The sequence below is a fragment of the Amycolatopsis sp. VS8301801F10 genome (assembly GCF_046195355.1).
Lineage (GTDB): Bacteria > Actinomycetota > Actinomycetes > Mycobacteriales > Pseudonocardiaceae > Amycolatopsis.
This window is the reverse complement of the sequence record NZ_CP176065.1, coordinates 920,732-936,221: the sequence shown is the minus strand read 5'-3', so window position 1 is coordinate 936,221 and position 15,490 is coordinate 920,732. Positions and strand designations below refer to the sequence as shown.

Below are 15,490 nucleotides of genomic sequence, written 5' to 3'. Positions count from 1 at the left end.
GGCCCAGCTTGGGCCGGGCGTTGTTGGGTTCGGCCTAGCTCGGGCCGGGTGTCGTTGGGTTCGGCCTAGCCCGGGAGGTGCGTTGGTGGGTCCGACCTAGCTTGGGCCGGGTGTTGGTGGGTTCGGCCGAGCTCGGGGCGGGTGTTGGTGGGTCCGACCTAGATCGGGCGAGCGTCGTTGGGCCGGGCCTAGCTTTGGTGGCGTGTTGGTGGGTTCGGCCCAACTTGGTGGCGCGTTATTGGGCCGGGACTAACTTGGCGGTCCTCCTAACTTGGCGGGGCATCGTTGGGCTGGACCTAGCTTGGGGCGAGTGTCGGTGGGTCCGGCCTAGATCGGGGGAGTGTCGTTGGGCTCGGCCTAGCTGGGGCGAGGCATTGGTGGGCTCGGCCTAGCTTGCGGGAGCCGTCATTGGGTCGGACCTAAGCTCGCGGTGAAACGGTGGGTCCGACCTAAGTCGAGCAAGGCTCAGGCTCGACCCGGTCGCCAGGACCCCGCCAGGCGCCCGGCGGCTGTCGAAGTGGTCCTCCGGAGTGACCGTTGTCACCCGATTCCCGCGGCGGGATCAACCGCAGCCGACCCCGCTCAACCTGACCCTGACCAGCAGTCACGTCGCGTTGCCGGGTTTGGGGGAGCGGGCGGCGTGGGCGGTTTGCCGTAAGCTGGGCGTCGTGCTGGTTGCCGAATGGATCCTCGAGGTCATCCACTGGGGCAGCGCCTTGGTCGGGCTCTTCGCCTTCGTTCACGCGCTGCTGCAGCGGGCTGACGCGTACTCGGCGGCCGACCGCAAGACCAAGCCGATCTGGATGCTGATCACCGGCGGGGCCACGCTCGCCCTGGTGCTGTTCCAGATCCAGGGGCCCGGGTTCATCTTCTGGGTGCCCGCGATGGCGGCGGCGCTCGTCTACATCGTCGACGTGCGGCCGAAGCTCATCGAGGTGCAGCGGGGCCACCGCAACTGGTGATCGTCGGGCCGGGCGGATTACATTCGGGCCGGTGACCACCTGGACTATCGCTGGAAGCCTCACTGTCGTCCCCGCCCCGACTCGTCCTGACCTGCTCGCCGAGCCCGTCGCCAAGGCGCTCGCCGCGATGCCCGCGCCGGACGAACTCGGCGTTACCGAGATCGATCCGGAACTCGCTGACACCGCCGCGTTCTGCGAGGCGTACGGGTCGCCGTTGGCCGCGTCCGCGAACTGTGTCGTCGTCGCCGGCAAGCGGGCCGGGGAGGTTCGGTTCGCCGCGGCGCTCGTGCTCGCGACGACTCGCGCCGACGTCAACGGCGTCATCAAGCGTCGGCTCGACGTGCGCAAGGCGTCTTTCGCGCCGATGGACGAGGCCGTTTCCCTCACCGGCATGGAGTACGGCGGCATCACGCCCGTCGGGCTGCCCGCGGACTGGCCGATCCTCATCGACCAGGCCGTCGCGGACGCGCCGGAGCTGGTGATCGGCAGCGGGATCCGCGGCAGCAAGCTCCTGATCTCCGGCGCGGCGCTCGCGGGGCTGCCGAACGCGGAGGTCATCGACGGGCTCGCGCGCTGAACTGTCCATAGTGGACGAATCAAGTCCGGCCGAGAGCGAGATGGCCGCGCAGAATGCTGAAGCGCCAATCGGGGGCAGCCCGGCTGTTCTCGAGGTGCGCAGGCAGGAGTGCGAGACGGCCGTGCAGAACGCTGAAGCGCCGGTCGAGGTCGGTCCGGCTGTTCTCGAGTGGCGTAGGCAGGAGCGCGAGACGGCCGCGCAGAACGCTGAAGCGCCGGTCGAGATCAGCCCGGCTGTTCTCGAGGTGCTCAAGAAGGAGCGCGAGACGGCCGCGCTGGATGCCGAAGCGCCGATCAAGGTCAGCCCCGCCGTTCTCGAAGTGCTCAAGCAGCAGCGCGAGGCGATGCTGTCCGCACTGGACGAAGACCGTCCGGTCTACGGCGTCAACACCGGTATGGGGCGGCTCTCGGGCACCCGGCTCACCGCTGAGCAACAGAGCCGTCATCAGTGGAATCTGCTGGTCGGCCGGGCGGTCGGTGGCAAGCCGTGGTTGTCGGCGGAGTTGACTCGGGCGTTGCTGCGGATGCGGTTGCGCGGGTTTCTCCGCGGGGACGCGGCGGTCAGTCCCGAGCTGGTCGTCTTCCTCGCGGACCGGATCAACGACGGGTTTCTTCCCGCCGTCCCCAGGGACAGCCTTGGCAGTGCGGGCGAGATCATCCCGCTCGCGCACGCGTTCCAGACCTTCGTCGGGCTCGGCACGGTCCTCGAAGAAGGCGCCGAGATCCCGGCGGCGGAAGCGTTACGTCGGCGCGGAGTCAGGCCGTTCGTGCTTGGTCCCAAGGAAGGGGCGAGTCTGATCCAAGGCTCGCCGCTGGCCGAGGCGTACGCGTGGGTCTGCGGCAAAAAGCTACCGCGGCTGATCGATTGGCAGACGCTCTGCGCGGCGATCACCGTGGACGTTCTTGGTGCGCCGCAAGCGATTTACCGCGGCACCCGTATCGAGAGGCTCATCGAAGGAGGTGCCACGAGACCAGGAGTCGTGCAGGCGCCGATCTCGGTGCGCGTCGGGCCGAAGGTGCTCGAATACGTCAGCCAGACCGTCGCGGAACTGCGGGAAACTCTCCACGAATCTTGGGAGACACCGGCGGACTCACCGGGTTTCGTGAACGGCGAGTTCGTCCCGACGACTGGCTACCACGCGGCGGCGCTCGGGCTTCGGATGGACGCGGTCAAGGCAGCGCTCGTGCACGCGGCGGAGGTCTCGGTACAGCGCCTTCATCGCCTGCTCGACCCGCAGTTCAGCGGTCTGCCGCCGCAGCTCGCGGTGGATCCGGGGCCGCAGGCCGGGCTTACGCCGTTGCACAAACGCGCGGCTGGCGAGTTGCACGCGATGCGTCGGCTGGCTGCTCCGGCGACGCTTGGGTCGCTCGACACTTCCGCTGGTCAGGAGGATGTGCAAGCGTTTGCCAGCCAGGCTGGGGCCGAACTCGAGACCGTCATCGGACACTTCTTCGCCATCACCGCGTGCGAGCTGATCGCCGGACGGCAGGCGCGGTATCTCCTCGAAACCCCAGGCGCGCCGAAGCTCGGCGACACGTACGCCTGGCTTGCGGCGAGGATCGAGCCGGTGGTGGTCGACCGGTCGCTGGGGCCGGAAATCGACAAGCTCGCCGAGGTGTGTCGTGAGTGGCGATCACGGTTAGAACCGGGATCGCCACTCACGAGTCCCGACGGGCCTGCTGGAGCGCCAAACCACGAGGCGTAGCCAGCTTGGTCAGCAGCGCGAACAACCCCTCGCACACCAACGCCAGGAGCACCACCGCCAGGCCGCCGCCGAAGATTTCGCCGTGGCCCTGCTCGCCGAGGGCGAAACCGTCCACGATGTACCGGCCCAGGCCGCCGCCGTCGTTGACGATCGCGCCGATCGCGACCGTCGCGACCAGTTGCAGGAACGCGACTCGCGCGGCGGCCACGATCACCGGCGACGCCAGCGGCAGTTCCACCCGCAGCATGATCTGCCATTCGCGATATCCGGTGCCGCGCGCCGCGTCGACCACGTCCTGCTCCACCTGCACCACGCCGGCGTAGGTGTTGGTGAACAGCGGCGGCAGCGCCAGCGCGACCAGCGCGAGCAGCAGCGGCCAGAAGTCCGTGTTCGCGCCCCAGCGGCTGGCCAGGAACCAGAACAGGATGATCAGCCCGAAGCTCGGGATCGCGCGCCCGATGTTCACCGCGCTGCTGGCCAGGAACTGGCCGCGCCGGTAGTGCCCGAGGACCAGCGCGAGCGGGACGGTCAGGATGATCGAAAGCACGAGCGCCAGCGCGGAAAACCACAGATGCTGCACCGTCCGGAACGGAATCCCGGCCGGATCGGTCCAGCTCCAGCGGTTCGGGTCGGCGAGCCAGTGGCTCAGCTGCTCGAAAAAGCTCATCGCACGGACCTCCGCGCCCACGGGGCCAGCGCGCGTTCGCTCAGCCACAGCAGCAAATCGACCAGCACGGCGAGCGCGATCGACAACACGACGCCGACGATGATCGGGCTCGGATTCGGGACCGTCGTCTGGATGCCGGCCCGGATGAAGTAGCCGAGCCCGCCCTTGCCGAGCAGCGACGTGACGGTGACCAGGCCGATCGTCGTCACCGCGGCCACCCGCAGCCCGGCGATCACGACCGGCAGCGCCAGCGGCAGCTCCACCTGCCACAACAGCCGCCGCGGCGTGAAGCCCATGCCGACCGCGGCTTCGCGCACTTCGGTCGGCACCTGCTGCACGCCGGTCACGATGTTGCGGATCAGGATCAGCAGCGTGTACGTCGCGAGCGGGATGACCGAGGTGGCGAAGGAGAACCCGAGCAATGGAACCAGCAGCGCGAACGCGCCCAGGCTCGGGATGACGTAGAGCGCGCCCGCCACGCCGACCACGAACGGATAGAACCAGCGGTAGCGCAGGCACAGCGTGGCCAGCGCGAGCGAGAGCACGAGGCCGACGCCGAGCGCGGTCGCGGTGAGGGCGATGTGCTCGCCGAGCCGCTGAAGAATCGCGTCAGCGTTGCGTTCCACCCACCGCCATTCGAAGAGGGGACGGCTGCTGTTGGCCAGCAGCGGGGTCACGGACGCGTGCACGGCGCGACCTTACCCCGATCGAGCGACATTATTCCGCCTCGTGAGATTCCGTGGCGAGGATTCCTCACCAGTGGTTTCTGTCGGGGGTCGAGGTTAGGGTCCATTCCCACTAACGAGTGAACTGAGGAGTGTGGGGACACGTGCGCTGGACCCGGAATATCCGAGTGGCCGCGCTGTTGGCGACGGCAGCGCTCGGTTTGACCGCGTGCGGTGGGGGAAGCGACCAGCCGGCCGCGCCGAGCAAGGGCGGCGCTCCGATCGTCGTCGCCTCGTTCAACTTCACCGACAGCCAGATCCTGGCCGAGATCTACGCGGGCGCGCTGGAGGCCAAGGGCTATCCGGTCACCCGGAAGCTGAACCTCGGCTCGCGGGAGCTGGTCTACCCGTCGCTGAAATCCGGCGAACTGCAGTTCCTGCCGGAGTACCAGGGCGCGGCGATCACGACCGGCTTCGGCAAGGAAGCGACCAAGGACGCCAAGTCCGAGCACGAACAGCTGGAGAAGCTTTTCGCGCCGGAGGGCGTCGGGCTGCTGAACTACGCGGCGGCCGAGGACAAGAACACCTACCTCGTGAAGGCCGACCTGGCGAAGTCGAAGGGCATCGCGTCGATCAGCGACCTGAAGAAGCTCGACAAGGTCGTGATGGCCGGTGCGCCGGAGTGCGAGAAGCGGCTGCCCTGCTTCAAGGGCTTCAAGGACGTCTACCAGCTGACGAACATCACCTTCCAGACCGTGCAGGAGGCCGGGCCGCGCGTGCAGCAGCTCAACTCCGGCGCGGTCACGGTGATCCCGGTCGACTCGGTCAGCCCGCTGGTCGGCGACCCGCAGTACGTCGCGCTCAAGGACGACCTCGCCATCGTGCCCACCGAGAACGTGGTGCCCGCGGTGAACAAGAAGGTGCTCGACGAGCGCGGTGCGGACTTCGCGAACGTCGTCAACGCGGTCAGCGCGAAGCTCACCACCGACGGCATGCGCGAGCTGAACAAGCGCGTCGACGCGGACGGCGAGCCGGCCGCGGACGTGGCGAAGGACTGGCTGAAGCAGCAGGGGCTGGGCTGAGTCGTCGTGAGCGGCGATCACGGTAAGAACCGGGATCGCCGCTCACCACCCCCATGTGCGAAGGTGGCCTCGGCGGAACCCCGAGGAGGAAACGACATGGGCAAGGTCACGGCCACCGCGGAGCGCACGATCGACGCGCCGGTGGAACGCGTGCGTGAGCTGGTCGCGGACTACGCCGAGACCCGGCCGAAGCTGCTCACCGAGCACTACCGCGACTACGAGGTCACCGAAGGCGGCGTCGGCGCCGGCACGAAGGCCCGCTGGAAGCTGCAGGCCACGTCCAAGCGCGTGCGCGACGTCGCGGCCACGGTGACCGAGCCGTCGCCGGGCACCTTCGTCGAGACCGATGCGAACTCCAGCATGGTCACCACCTGGACTGTCACCCGGTCCGGCGCGGGTTCGCTGGTCCGCATCCAGACCAGCTGGGACGGCGCGGGCGGCATCGGCGGGTTCTTCGAGAAGACGTTCGCGCCGGGCGGGCTGAAGAAGATCTACGACGGCGTGCTCGGCAAGCTCGCGGAGATCGTGTAGCGCTTGCCACAACTCCGGGGACAATCGGAATGCGCGCCCCGGTTTCTCCGTTGGCCGGATAGCCGGGGCGCGCGCCCCGCTTCAGTCCAGCTTGAACGAAACGGAGTTCGACGGTGAACGCACCCGCAACGCCCGCCAAGGCGACCGAGATCCGGCTCGCGGCCCGTCCGCACGGCGTCCCGACCATGGACAATTTCGACATCGTCGAGACCGAGGTGCCTAAGCCGGGTCCCGGGCAGATCCTGGTGCGCAACCTGGTGATGAGCGTCGACCCGGCGATGCGCGGGCGGATGAACGACGTGAAGTCCTACTCGCCGCCGTTCGTGGTGGGCGAGGCCATGCAGGGCGGCGCGGTCGGCGAGGTCATCGAGTCCACAGTGGACGACTTCGCGGTCGGCGACCACGTGCTGCACCAGGCGGGCTGGCGCACGCACGCGGTGCTCGACGCCAAGCGAGCGGTCAAAGTGGACGATTCCGTCGCGCCGCTTTCGACCTACCTCGGCGTGCTCGGCATGCCGGGCCTGACCGCGTACGCCGGCCTGCTGGTGAGCGCGGAATTCAAGCCCGGCGACACGGTTTTCGTCTCCGGCGCGGCCGGTGCGGTCGGCTCGCTCGTCGGCCAGCTGGCGCGGCTCAAGGGCGCCAAGCGCGTGATCGGCAGCGCGGGTTCGGCGGAGAAGGTCCGCCACCTCACCGAAGACCTCGGCTTCGACGCCGCTTTCAACTACAAGGACGGGCCGGTCGCCGAGCAGCTCGCCGCGGCCGCTCCGGAAGGCATCGACGTCTACTTCGACAACGTCGGCGGCGAGCACCTGGAAGCCGCGATCGCGTCGATGAACCTGCACGGCCGGATCGCCATCTGCGGCATGATCTCGCAGTACAACGCCACCGAGCCGACCCCGGCTCCGCGCAACCTGGTGCAGCTCATCGCGAAGCGGATCACCATGCGCGGCCTGCTCGTGCTGGACCACTGGCACCTGATGCAGGAGTTCGTGGCCGAGGTCGCGCCGCTCGTCGCGTCCGGGGAGATCAAGTACTCGGAGACCTTTGTGGACGGTATCCGCAACGCGCCGGAGGCCTTCCTCGGTCTGCTCAGCGGGGCGAACACCGGAAAGATGCTGGTGCGCCTCAGCTCCTGACGATCGCGTCGGCCAGCTCGGGCAGCGTCGCCGCGGTGCAGGTCGCGGCGGGCAACCCGGGCAGCGGATGGACTCCGGGACGCGCGAGCAGCGCGGTCCGGAGTCCCGCTGCTTGCGCCCCGGCGATGTCCCAGCCGTGTGCGGCGATCAGCACCGCCTGGCCGGGTTCCGCGCCGAAGGCGCGCAGCACCTGAAGGTACGGCTCGGGCGCGGGCTTGAGCCTGCTGACTTGCTGCGCGGAGAAGATTCGGTCGAATTTCGTTGCCAGGCCAGCGTTTTGAAGCTGCGCTTCTGCGGTCGCGAGCGGCGAATTCGTGAGGGCGACGACCTGGTGCCCGGCCTGGCGCAAACGGTCAAGGCCGGGCACGACGTCGGCGTGCGCGGGCAGCGCGCGCAGGCCGTCGCCGACCTTCACCAGTTCGAGGTCGGTCAGCTCGTGCCCGTGCCGGGCGCACACGGCGGCCGCGGCCTCTCCGGCGATCTGCGCGAAATCGCGGTACTGGCCGGTCGCGGTCACCGTGAGCACGGTGTGAATCGCGAGGGTGAACCATTCCTGGCGGGCTTCCGGGTTCCCGGTGAGCTTGGTGAACAGCGGGTCGAGCGCCTTCAGGTCGAGCAGGGTCTCGTTGACGTCGAACACGCACAGCATCGCGCCTCCTGCCGGTGAACCGCTCGCGTACCAGGGTCCTCCGCCGGGCGCGGGCTAGGCAAGCGCGGTGATCAGTTCAGCCAGAACTCCCTGCCAATGGCGGCGCTGCTGCTCCCGTTCGGCGGCGTTGGCGAGCCGTTCCTGGTGGATGCGCAGCATCGCCTTGTCCGGGCCGCTGGCGCGGACGGCCAGCTGCAGCGTCGTCTCGTGCGACCAGCCGGCCGGCTGCCAGGTGAGCCGGATCCGGTCCAGCTCGCGGAAACTTCGCGTCTCGCCGCGGATTCCGTCGGCGGTCTCGTAGCCGACACCCGGTTCGGCTTGGACGGTCACCCCCTCACCGAGCCAGATCGCCACGCCCGCGGGCGAGGTGATGAAGTCCCAGACGTCCTCGGCGGAGCGGCCGATCGTCTTCGAGACGCCGATCTGCCAGCCCGCGTCCTTGGTCAGCCCGACGCTCATCGGGGCACCGCCGCGATTGCGCTGACCTCGACGAGCGCGCCCGGTACGGCGAGCCCCGCGACCCGCTGGGCGGTCACCGGCGGCGTCGCACCCGCCAGCGCCGCGGCGGCGACGGGATAAGCCTTGGCGAGATCGACGTCCGCGACCAGCAGGATGTTCAGCAGCACCACATCCTGAACGGTCGCGCCCCCGGCCGCCAAGGCGGTTTTCAGGTTGGCCATCACCCGCTCGACCTGCGCGGCGACGTCGGAGCCGCCGACAAGCTTCCCGCTGGCGTCTACCGCGTTCTGGCCGCCGACGTAGATCGTGGTCGCGCCCGGCGGGACGACGGCGACGTGGGTGAAGGCGGGGGACTGGACGAGCCCTTCGGGGCGGAGCAGCTGAGTCATGAGAACGAGTATGACCGGGTACCCGGTCGGATTCTGTCCTAGTTTGCGCGAGAATCGAGACCATGACCACGACGAGCCGTCGCCTGGAGACGCTGGCCCTGCTGCAGGCGCGTCCGGGCATCTCCGCCACCGACCTCGCGGCCCGGCTCGGCGTTACCGAGCGCACCACCCGGCGCGACATCGCCCAGCTGCGCGAACTCGGCTACCGCATCGACGGCGAACCGGGCCGGGCCGGCGGTTACCGGCTCGCGCACGGCACCGCGATGCCGCCGCTGCTGCTGGACGCCGACGAGGTCGCCGCGGTTTCGCTCGGCCTGCAGGCCGCGGTGGCGGTCGACGGGCTGGAAACCGCCACGGTGACCGCGCTGGCCAAGCTGACCCAGGTGGTGCCGACGCGCTGGCAGGGCAGGCTGGCCGCGCTCGCGAACGTGGAATCGTTGCCGGGCAAGCCATTCCGGAAATCCGCGCGCGACATTCTGGTGCCGCTCGCGTTGGCCTGCCGGGCGGGCGAAGCGGTCCGGATCCGGCATCGGGCCTTGGCCGCGCCGACGGCGAAACCCGTTGACGTTCAGCCAGATCGGCTCCTGACGATGCGGCGGCAGTGGTATCTCGTCGCTTGTCCACGCGGGACAAGCGAGTGGAAAACCTTTGCGGTGGACCGGATCGAAGCAGTGCAGCCGCTCGGGATCAAGCTGCCCGCGCCGGAGCCACTGTCCACTGTGGCCGATCTGCTCGCCGACGCTGGGTGGCGGCATCGCGTCCGGGTCCGGGTGCACACTTCAGCCGAGCTGGTCCGGGAGCTTGTCGACCCCAGCGTGGCCACCGTGGTCGAGGACGGCGACGAATGCGAACTCCGGTTCGGCACCGACGATCTCGACTGGGCCGCCCGCTGGCTGGCTTTCCTGGACGTGGATTTCGACGTCGTCGAACCGGCCGCGCTCACCGATCGGTTGCACGCCTTCGGTTCCTGGCTGGCCGCCCGCTACGTCACCACTCCGCCGGACTGATCGCCGGATTGCCCGCGCGGTAAGCCTCGATCACGATCCGCGCCGCCCGCCGCGACTTGGCCACGACCTGCTCCGTCGGGTAGCCAAGCCATTGGTAGACGCCGTTGAGGTAGAAATCGCCGTAGCCGTAAGCCTGGGTGTGGAGCTGCTCCATCAGTTCCAGCGCGGTCGCCGGGTCCGGCGCGATCGCGAGACAGCGCAGCAGCGACGCGTCGACCAGTTCGCGGCGGGCCTCGTGCAGTTCGACGTACTGCACGTCGGCCAACTCCGAGGCGAAGAAGACATGCAAGCCGATCCGGGTGTCGATCAGGTACTTGGTGTGCGCGGCTGCGACGGCGGCCAGCGCGGCACCGTCGTCGGTCTCGGCAGCCGCTGCCTCCTCGGCGAGTTCGCGAAGCTGGCGCGCGGCGACCGTGCCGACCGCGGCCAGCAACGCCGCTCGGTCCGGGAAATGCCGGTACGGCGCGGCGGCGGAGACCTTCGCCCGCCGCGCGGCTTCGGCGACCGAGAACCCGGCGATCCCGTTCTCCGCGATCAGTTCGAGCGAGACGCGCACGAGCTCGGCGCGCAGATTGCGATGGTGGTACTGCGCCGCCATGTCGTGCGTCACACCCGATCGTGCTCGTGTCGAGGAATAAGCCGACGCCCACGCTAGTCGATGTAAGAGGGTTCTTACATCGATTTACGTCCCGCACCGGACGGGACGCCCAGGAGGGATTCATGACCACGACCACCTCCGCCATCGCCGCCGCGGCGCCGGGCGGACCGCTCGCCCCCACGACGATCGAGCGCCGTGACCTGCGGCCCGACGACGTGCTCATCGACATCGCCTACGCCGGCATCTGCCACAGCGACCTGCACCAGGTCCACCAGGACTGGGGGACCGCGATCTTCCCGATGGTGCCCGGCCACGAGATCGCCGGCGTGGTCGCCGCGGTCGGCTCGGACGTCACGAAGTACCAGGTCGGCGACCGGGTCGGGGTCGGCTGCATGGTCGATTCCTGCGGGGAGTGCGAGTACTGCCGCGCCGGGTCCGAGCAGTTCTGCGTCAAGGGCAACGTGCAGACCTACAACGGCGTCGGCTTCGACGGCGAGAACACCTACGGCGGATACAGCCGGCAGATCGTCGTGAAGGACGCGTTCGTCTGCCGGATTCCGGAAGGCATCTCCCTCGACGTCGCCGCGCCGCTGCTGTGCGCGGGCATCACCACGTACTCGCCGCTGCGCCGCTGGGGTGCGGGACCGGGCAAGAAGGTCGCCGTCGTCGGGCTTGGCGGGCTCGGGCACATGGCGGTCAAGCTGGCCGTCGCGATGGGCGCGGAAGTCACCGTGCTCAGCCAGAGCCTGAAGAAGCAGGAAGACGGCCTCCGGCTCGGCGCGAAGGACTACTACGCGACCAGCGACGAGTCGACCTTCGAGACGCTCGCCGGGCGGTTCGACGTCATCCTCAACACCGTCTCGGCGAAGCTGCCGGTCGACGCTTACCTCAGCCTGCTGCGCGTCGGCGGCGCGATGGTGAACGTCGGCGCGCCGGGGGAACCGTTGGAGTACAACGTCTTCTCCCTGCTCGGCGGCAACCGCGTGCTGGCCGGTTCGATGATCGGCGGCATCGCGGAAACGCAGGAGATGCTGGACTTCTGCGCGGAGCACGGCGTCGGCGCGGAGATCGAGACGATCAGCGCGGACCAGGTGAACGAGGCGTACGCGCGGGTCGAGAACAGCGACGTGCGGTACCGCTTCGTGATCGACGCCTCGACGATCGGCGCGTGAGCCTCGGGGCCGTGGTTCCGGGGCGGACCCGGAACCACGGCTTCAGGCCGCTTTGCGGCGGTCGCGCAGCTCGAACACGCCATAGGCGGCGTAGCCGAGCACGCCCAGCCCGCCGATGGCGATGCCGATCCAGTTCCGGCCGTTGTTTTCCGATTCCTGGTCCTCGCGGCCGCGATTGACGCCGCGGGACACGCAGGTGTCCCCGGCGCGCATGGTCTCCCCGCCGCACGTGACGTCGGTTTGGTTCAGCGAGACCAGGCTCAAGACCAGCAGCCCGGCGAAAACGACCAGCAGTCCCCAGAATTTCACCCATGACCAGAGCACTACATGACCATAGTCCGGTTGCCGTGCACCAGAACACGTCCTTCCAGGTGCCAGCGCAGGCCGCGGGCGAGCGTGATCTTCTCGATGTCCCGGCCCTTGCGCACCAGGTCCTGCACCGAATCGCCGTGGTCGACGCGGATCACGTCCTGTTCGATGATCGGACCGGCGTCGAGGTCGGCGGTGACGTAGTGGCAGGTCGCGCCGACGAGCTTCACGCCGCGGGTGTGCGCCTGGTGGTACGGCTTCGCGCCGACGAACGACGGCAGGAAGCTGTGGTGGATGTTCAGCGCGCGCCCGGCCCACGCCGCGCACAGTTCCGCGGGCAGCACCTGCATGAACCGCGCCAGTACGATCGCGTGCGGGTCGTGTGCGTCGACCAGTTCGCGGACCTTGGCGAACGCGGCCGCCTTGCCCTCCGGGTCGCCGGCCGGGAACGGCACGTGGTGGAACGGGATCCCGTGCGCGCGGGTGATGTCGGCGAGCGAATCGTGGTTGCCGATCACCGCGGCGATGTCGACCTCCAGCTCGCCGGAGGCGACCCGGCCGAGCAGGTCGTACAGGCAGTGCCCGGCCTTCGAAACCAGCACCACCGCGCGCGGGCGTTCGCCGGTGTCGCGCACCTGCCAGCTCGACTCCGCGGACAGCTCGCCGGCCACCTCGCCGAACCGCTCGCGCAGTCCCGCGGCGTCGAACGGCAGCGAGTCGGCACGCACGACCTGGCGGGTGAAGAACCAGCCCGAGTCGGGGTCGGTGTGGTACGCCGCCTCGACGATCATTCCGCCGTGGTCGGCGAGGAAGCCCGAGATGCGGGCGATGATGCCGGTGCGGTCGGGGCAGCCGAAGGTGAGCACGTAACGCTGGGGATCTGACACCCGCCCATTCTCTCCGGCCGCTGGTCAGGGCGCTGCGAGGGGCTCCAGAAGGGTGGCGTCGCCGACTTTCCCGGCGTGGTTCGGACGGCCCCACAGCGCGCGGTAGACGTCGTCGGCCGGGCCGGTGAGTGTGACGTCCGGGACGCCTTCGCCCAGCGTCGGCGGCTGATCCGGGTGCAGCAGCACGGTCCACGTCCGCGTGTCGGTGGAGACCTGGACGATCCCGCTCCGCCCGCTCGGCCGGCCGCGGCGCGGGGTCAGGAAGGCGAGGAACTCGTCGATGCCGTCCTCGGCGAATTCGGTGCGGTACCGGGTGACCGGCGGCGTGGGCAGTGCGCTTTCCGCGTCGAGCCGGTGGATGGCGAACTCGTGCGCGAGCCGGCGCGTCCAGTCTCCGACGGTGACCGGCTCGCCGTGCGGGAACGGCGAGCGCAGCGGGGTGTCCGCCGGACGGCGCAGCGCTTCGCGGACGGCCATCCTTTCGCCGTCCCAGCAGCCGAGGGTGTCCTCCCAGGTGCTCGCGCGCGGCGGCTCAGCATTCCGGTCGGTGATCGCCGCGACCGTGTACGAGAGCACCGCCGTCAGGTGGGTCACCAGGTCCCGCACTGTCCACTCCGGACAGTTCCGGACCGGCGCGGCCGGACCAGCGGCGAGCGCCGCGGTCTTGATCCGGTCGGCGTGGATGTCGATCGCTTCCAGCAGACGTGGCGCGTCCATGCCTTGACCGTAGCCTGCGCGCCCGCACTCGTCGGCCGAATTCGATCAGCGCGACCAGCAGCAGCCCGAGCAGCAACGACAACAGCAGGCCGTAGACCGGGCGGTCGGCGAACGCGGCGCCTCCGGCGAGCCCGATCAACGCGCTGTACCCCGACCACAGCGCCGCGCCCGCGGCGTCGAGCGGCACGAACCGGCGCAGCGGGTAGCCGAGGCTGCCGTTGGCCAGCGCGCTCGCGACGCGGCCGCCGGGCAGGTAGCGCGCGGCGACGATCAGCAGCGGCGCTTGCCTGCGGACTTGGTCGCGAGCCCATTCGTAGCGTTGCCGCCCGGACGGCCCGCGCTGCAGCCAGGCGACCGCGCGCGGTCCGGCGGCGCGGCCCACGGCGTAGCCGAGACAGTCGCCCGCCCACGCACCGGCGGCGGAGACGACGACGAGCAGCGCGAGCCTGCCGAGGTCCGGTCCGATCAGGACGGCGACGGTCACCACGGTGGTCTCGCTCGGCATGAACGGGAGCAGCGCGTCCAGTCCGGCGATCGCGAACACGAGCACCCACAGCCAGGGCGAGCCGAGCGCGCCCCGGATCAGCTCGGTGACGTGTTCCAGCAGTTCCACCCGCTCATCGTCAGCACTGAAGGTCACCACGGGATGACCCAGCGGGGTGCGGGTGGTGAACAGGTGGGTTCAGCGCGGCGCGACGCTCTCCCAGGCCACGGTCAGCTCGCCGAGCCGGCGGCGGTCCGGATTGCCGAGCACCGGCCAGCCGCGGTCGGCGAGCATGGCGACGGTGGTGGTCCAGCGGGCGCGCACGCCGAACGACCGGTGCGGCGCGGCGGCCGCCCAGCATTCGTCCAAAGTGGACATCAGGGCGTGCACGCGTTCGCCGGGAACGTTGCGGTGGATGAGGATCTTCGGCAGCCGTTCGGCCACTGTGGACGGACGGTCGAGTCCGGCGAGGCGCAGCGACAGGGTCAGCGTGCGCGGGCCGTCCGCCCCGACCAGGACCCAGGCGACCAGCCTGCCGATCTCGTCGCAGGTGCCCTCGACGAGCAGGCCGTCCGGCGGCATCGCGTCGAGCATCAGCTGCCACGCGCCGGGCACCTCGTCCTCGGCGTACTGGCGGAGCACGTTGAACGCGCGCACCAGGACCGGCCGCGTCCCGGCCAGCTCGAAGCCGCCGCGCCGGAAGTCGAGCCGCGGCGGATCGGCGGCGGGCAGGGCGGCGGCGACGCGCTCCGGGTCGAGTTCGAGCCCGAGCACCCGGACGTCCGGCCGCACGCGCGCCAGCCAGCGGGCCAGTTCGACGGTGGTGACCGGCGACGCTCCGTAGCCGAGGTCGACGACAAGGGGACTTTCGCCCCGGCGCAGCAGCCGCGTGACGGCCGGGTCGCCCGCGAGCCAGCGGTCGACCCGGCGCAACCGGTTGGGATTGGTGGTGCCCCTGGTCGGGGCTCCCACCGGGGTCAGGCGTGCTCGGCCAGCCACTGCGCGGTGAACTCGTCCTCGTGCCGCAGCAGGTTGACGACCTGCTCGGAGACGAACTCCTCGATCCGGCCGCCGAACAGCGGGATCCGCACGACGACCTCGCCGGTGGTGCGGAGCAGGACCTTGCCGCCCTTCGGGGAGAGGTACGTCGAGGCGCTGATCTCGCCAGGCACGCCGCCGACGCTGACTTCGGACCGGCCGGTGTACTCGTCGCCGGACCGCTTCCAGGTCTGGGTGCGGTTGACGATGATGTCGCCCTTGTGCAGGGCGCGGACGGCCTGGGGGAGTTTGGCCGCCTTGATGCCGTGCTGGAGTTCGTAGCGCACGGAGCCGCCTTCGGCGGTGTAGGCGAGGAGTTTGGCGTCGTCGCCGCCGAGGGCGGCGAGGCGGGCGCGGAGTGCTTCCTCTCCGGCTACAGCGGTGAAGACGGTTTCGAGCGAACCATCGAATTCGCCGCGGTGCTCGATGCGGGATCCCATGCAGCGGACAGTA

The 15,490-nt window shown here is 69.8% G+C and carries 19 protein-coding genes and 1 pseudogene; 8 read left to right on the top strand and 12 right to left on the bottom strand.

Features of this window, described 5'->3' with window-relative positions; translation table 11 throughout:
• The first annotated feature begins 668 nt into the window (after window positions 1–668).
• From F9C11_RS04505 to F9C11_RS04495, 3 genes are all read left to right on the top strand, one after another.
• On the top strand, window positions 669–962 hold the full coding sequence (locus F9C11_RS04505) for a DUF2516 family protein (protein WP_409186813.1): 294 nt from the start codon (window positions 669–671) through the stop codon (window positions 960–962).
• Between the two features lie 31 nt (window positions 963–993).
• Complete coding sequence (locus F9C11_RS04500; RefSeq protein ID WP_409183650.1) at window positions 994–1,539, top strand: YbaK/EbsC family protein; 546 nt, start codon at window positions 994–996, stop codon at window positions 1,537–1,539.
• Between the two features lie 244 nt (window positions 1,540–1,783).
• On the top strand, window positions 1,784–3,244 hold the full coding sequence (locus tag F9C11_RS04495) for an aromatic amino acid lyase (protein ID WP_409186812.1): 1,461 nt from the start codon (window positions 1,784–1,786) through the stop codon (window positions 3,242–3,244).
• Here the strand turns inward: F9C11_RS04495 and F9C11_RS04490 are convergent.
• Both F9C11_RS04490 and F9C11_RS04485 read right to left on the bottom strand, forming a co-directional pair.
• Window positions 3,198–3,911, bottom strand: a complete 714-nt coding sequence (locus F9C11_RS04490) for an ABC transporter permease (RefSeq protein ID WP_409183649.1) — start codon at window positions 3,909–3,911, stop codon at window positions 3,198–3,200. The two genes, F9C11_RS04495 and F9C11_RS04490, sit on opposite strands and share 47 nt — an antisense overlap.
• On the bottom strand, window positions 3,908–4,600 hold the full coding sequence (locus F9C11_RS04485) for an ABC transporter permease (RefSeq protein ID WP_409183648.1): 693 nt from the start codon (window positions 4,598–4,600) through the stop codon (window positions 3,908–3,910). Before F9C11_RS04485 ends, F9C11_RS04490 begins: the two co-directional genes overlap by 4 nt.
• Window positions 4,601–4,740: 140 nt before the next feature.
• On the opposite strand from F9C11_RS04485, the gene F9C11_RS04480 reads away from it, so the two are divergent.
• From F9C11_RS04480 to F9C11_RS04470, 3 genes are all read left to right on the top strand, one after another.
• The gene (locus F9C11_RS04480) at window positions 4,741–5,658 is read left to right on the top strand and encodes an ABC transporter substrate-binding protein (protein WP_409183647.1); all 918 of its coding nucleotides are present in this window, start codon (window positions 4,741–4,743) and stop codon (window positions 5,656–5,658) included.
• Between the two features lie 96 nt (window positions 5,659–5,754).
• Window positions 5,755–6,189, top strand: a complete 435-nt coding sequence (locus F9C11_RS04475; protein WP_409183646.1) for an SRPBCC family protein — start codon at window positions 5,755–5,757, stop codon at window positions 6,187–6,189.
• 113 nt (window positions 6,190–6,302) lie between these two features.
• Window positions 6,303–7,328 (top strand): NADP-dependent oxidoreductase, encoded by a 1,026-nt coding sequence (locus F9C11_RS04470; RefSeq protein ID WP_409183645.1) that lies wholly within the window; start codon window positions 6,303–6,305, stop codon window positions 7,326–7,328.
• Here F9C11_RS04470 and F9C11_RS04465 read toward each other — a convergent pair.
• The 3 genes from F9C11_RS04465 to F9C11_RS04455 are packed head-to-tail and all read right to left on the bottom strand — an operon-like array spanning window position 7,318 to window position 8,825.
• Complete coding sequence (locus tag F9C11_RS04465; RefSeq protein ID WP_409183644.1) at window positions 7,318–7,977, bottom strand: haloacid dehalogenase type II; 660 nt, start codon at window positions 7,975–7,977, stop codon at window positions 7,318–7,320. The two genes, F9C11_RS04470 and F9C11_RS04465, sit on opposite strands and share 11 nt — an antisense overlap.
• A gap of 54 nt (window positions 7,978–8,031) precedes the next feature.
• Window positions 8,032–8,436: an SRPBCC domain-containing protein gene (locus F9C11_RS04460; protein ID WP_409183643.1), complete on the bottom strand. Its 405-nt coding sequence runs from the start codon at window positions 8,434–8,436 to the stop codon at window positions 8,032–8,034.
• Window positions 8,433–8,825, bottom strand: a complete 393-nt coding sequence (locus F9C11_RS04455; protein WP_409183642.1) for a RidA family protein — start codon at window positions 8,823–8,825, stop codon at window positions 8,433–8,435. Before F9C11_RS04455 ends, F9C11_RS04460 begins: the two co-directional genes overlap by 4 nt.
• Before the next feature lie 62 nt (window positions 8,826–8,887).
• Here F9C11_RS04455 and F9C11_RS04450 point away from each other — a divergent pair, with 62 nt between their 5' ends.
• The gene (locus F9C11_RS04450) at window positions 8,888–9,832 is read left to right on the top strand and encodes a helix-turn-helix transcriptional regulator (protein ID WP_409183641.1); all 945 of its coding nucleotides are present in this window, start codon (window positions 8,888–8,890) and stop codon (window positions 9,830–9,832) included.
• Here the strand turns inward: F9C11_RS04450 and F9C11_RS04445 are convergent.
• The gene (locus tag F9C11_RS04445) at window positions 9,813–10,430 is read right to left on the bottom strand and encodes a TetR/AcrR family transcriptional regulator (RefSeq protein WP_409186811.1); all 618 of its coding nucleotides are present in this window, start codon (window positions 10,428–10,430) and stop codon (window positions 9,813–9,815) included. The genes F9C11_RS04450 and F9C11_RS04445 overlap by 20 nt on opposite strands.
• Before the next feature lie 122 nt (window positions 10,431–10,552).
• On the opposite strand from F9C11_RS04445, the gene F9C11_RS04440 reads away from it, so the two are divergent.
• A complete protein-coding gene (locus F9C11_RS04440) occupies window positions 10,553–11,602 on the top strand; it encodes an NAD(P)-dependent alcohol dehydrogenase (protein ID WP_409183640.1) in 1,050 nt (349 codons plus the stop codon).
• Window positions 11,603–11,644: 42 nt separating this feature from the next.
• On the opposite strand, the gene F9C11_RS04435 is transcribed toward F9C11_RS04440, so the two are convergent.
• The 6 genes and pseudogenes from F9C11_RS04435 to F9C11_RS04410 form a co-directional block, all read right to left on the bottom strand.
• Window positions 11,645–11,926 carry a hypothetical protein gene (locus F9C11_RS04435; RefSeq protein WP_409183639.1) on the bottom strand — a complete coding sequence of 94 codons (282 nt, stop codon included), beginning with the start codon at window positions 11,924–11,926 and terminating at the stop codon, window positions 11,645–11,647.
• Window positions 11,926–12,777, bottom strand: coding sequence for a formyltetrahydrofolate deformylase (gene purU / locus F9C11_RS04430; protein ID WP_409186810.1), 852 nt, complete (start codon window positions 12,775–12,777; stop codon window positions 11,926–11,928). Before purU ends, F9C11_RS04435 begins: the two co-directional genes overlap by 1 nt.
• A 45-nt stretch (window positions 12,778–12,822) precedes the next feature.
• Window positions 12,823–13,422: pseudogene (locus F9C11_RS04425) on the bottom strand (maleylpyruvate isomerase family mycothiol-dependent enzyme); the annotation flags it as partial.
• A complete protein-coding gene (locus F9C11_RS04420; protein WP_409183638.1) occupies window positions 13,331–14,128 on the bottom strand; it encodes a DedA family protein in 798 nt (265 codons plus the stop codon). The pseudogene F9C11_RS04425 and the gene F9C11_RS04420, both read right to left, overlap by 92 nt.
• A gap of 69 nt (window positions 14,129–14,197) precedes the next feature.
• Window positions 14,198–14,998: a class I SAM-dependent methyltransferase gene (locus tag F9C11_RS04415; RefSeq protein ID WP_409183637.1), complete on the bottom strand. Its 801-nt coding sequence runs from the start codon at window positions 14,996–14,998 to the stop codon at window positions 14,198–14,200.
• Window positions 14,977–15,477, bottom strand: coding sequence for a DUF2505 domain-containing protein (locus tag F9C11_RS04410; protein WP_409183636.1), 501 nt, complete (start codon window positions 15,475–15,477; stop codon window positions 14,977–14,979). Before F9C11_RS04410 ends, F9C11_RS04415 begins: the two co-directional genes overlap by 22 nt.
• Window positions 15,478–15,490 lie beyond the last annotated feature (13 nt).

Bases quoted from the DNA above. Each gene is read 5' to 3' on its own strand.
- F9C11_RS04490 (WP_409183649.1), bottom strand. From the start codon at position 3,911: ATGAGCTTTTTCGAGCAGCTGAGCCACTGGCTCGCCGACCCGAACCGC.
- F9C11_RS04475 (WP_409183646.1), top strand. From the start codon at position 5,755: ATGGGCAAGGTCACGGCCACCGCGGAGCGCACGATCGACGCGCCGGTG.
- F9C11_RS04465 (WP_409183644.1), bottom strand. From the start codon at position 7,977: ATGCTGTGCGTGTTCGACGTCAACGAGACCCTGCTCGACCTGAAGGCG.
- F9C11_RS04460 (WP_409183643.1), bottom strand. From the start codon at position 8,436: ATGAGCGTCGGGCTGACCAAGGACGCGGGCTGGCAGATCGGCGTCTCG.
- F9C11_RS04455 (WP_409183642.1), bottom strand. From the start codon at position 8,825: ATGACTCAGCTGCTCCGCCCCGAAGGGCTCGTCCAGTCCCCCGCCTTC.
- F9C11_RS04450 (WP_409183641.1), top strand. From the start codon at position 8,888: ATGACCACGACGAGCCGTCGCCTGGAGACGCTGGCCCTGCTGCAGGCG.
- F9C11_RS04445 (WP_409186811.1), bottom strand. From the start codon at position 10,430: ATGGCGGCGCAGTACCACCATCGCAATCTGCGCGCCGAGCTCGTGCGC.
- F9C11_RS04440 (WP_409183640.1), top strand. From the start codon at position 10,553: ATGACCACGACCACCTCCGCCATCGCCGCCGCGGCGCCGGGCGGACCG.
- F9C11_RS04410 (WP_409183636.1), bottom strand. From the start codon at position 15,477: ATGGGATCCCGCATCGAGCACCGCGGCGAATTCGATGGTTCGCTCGAA.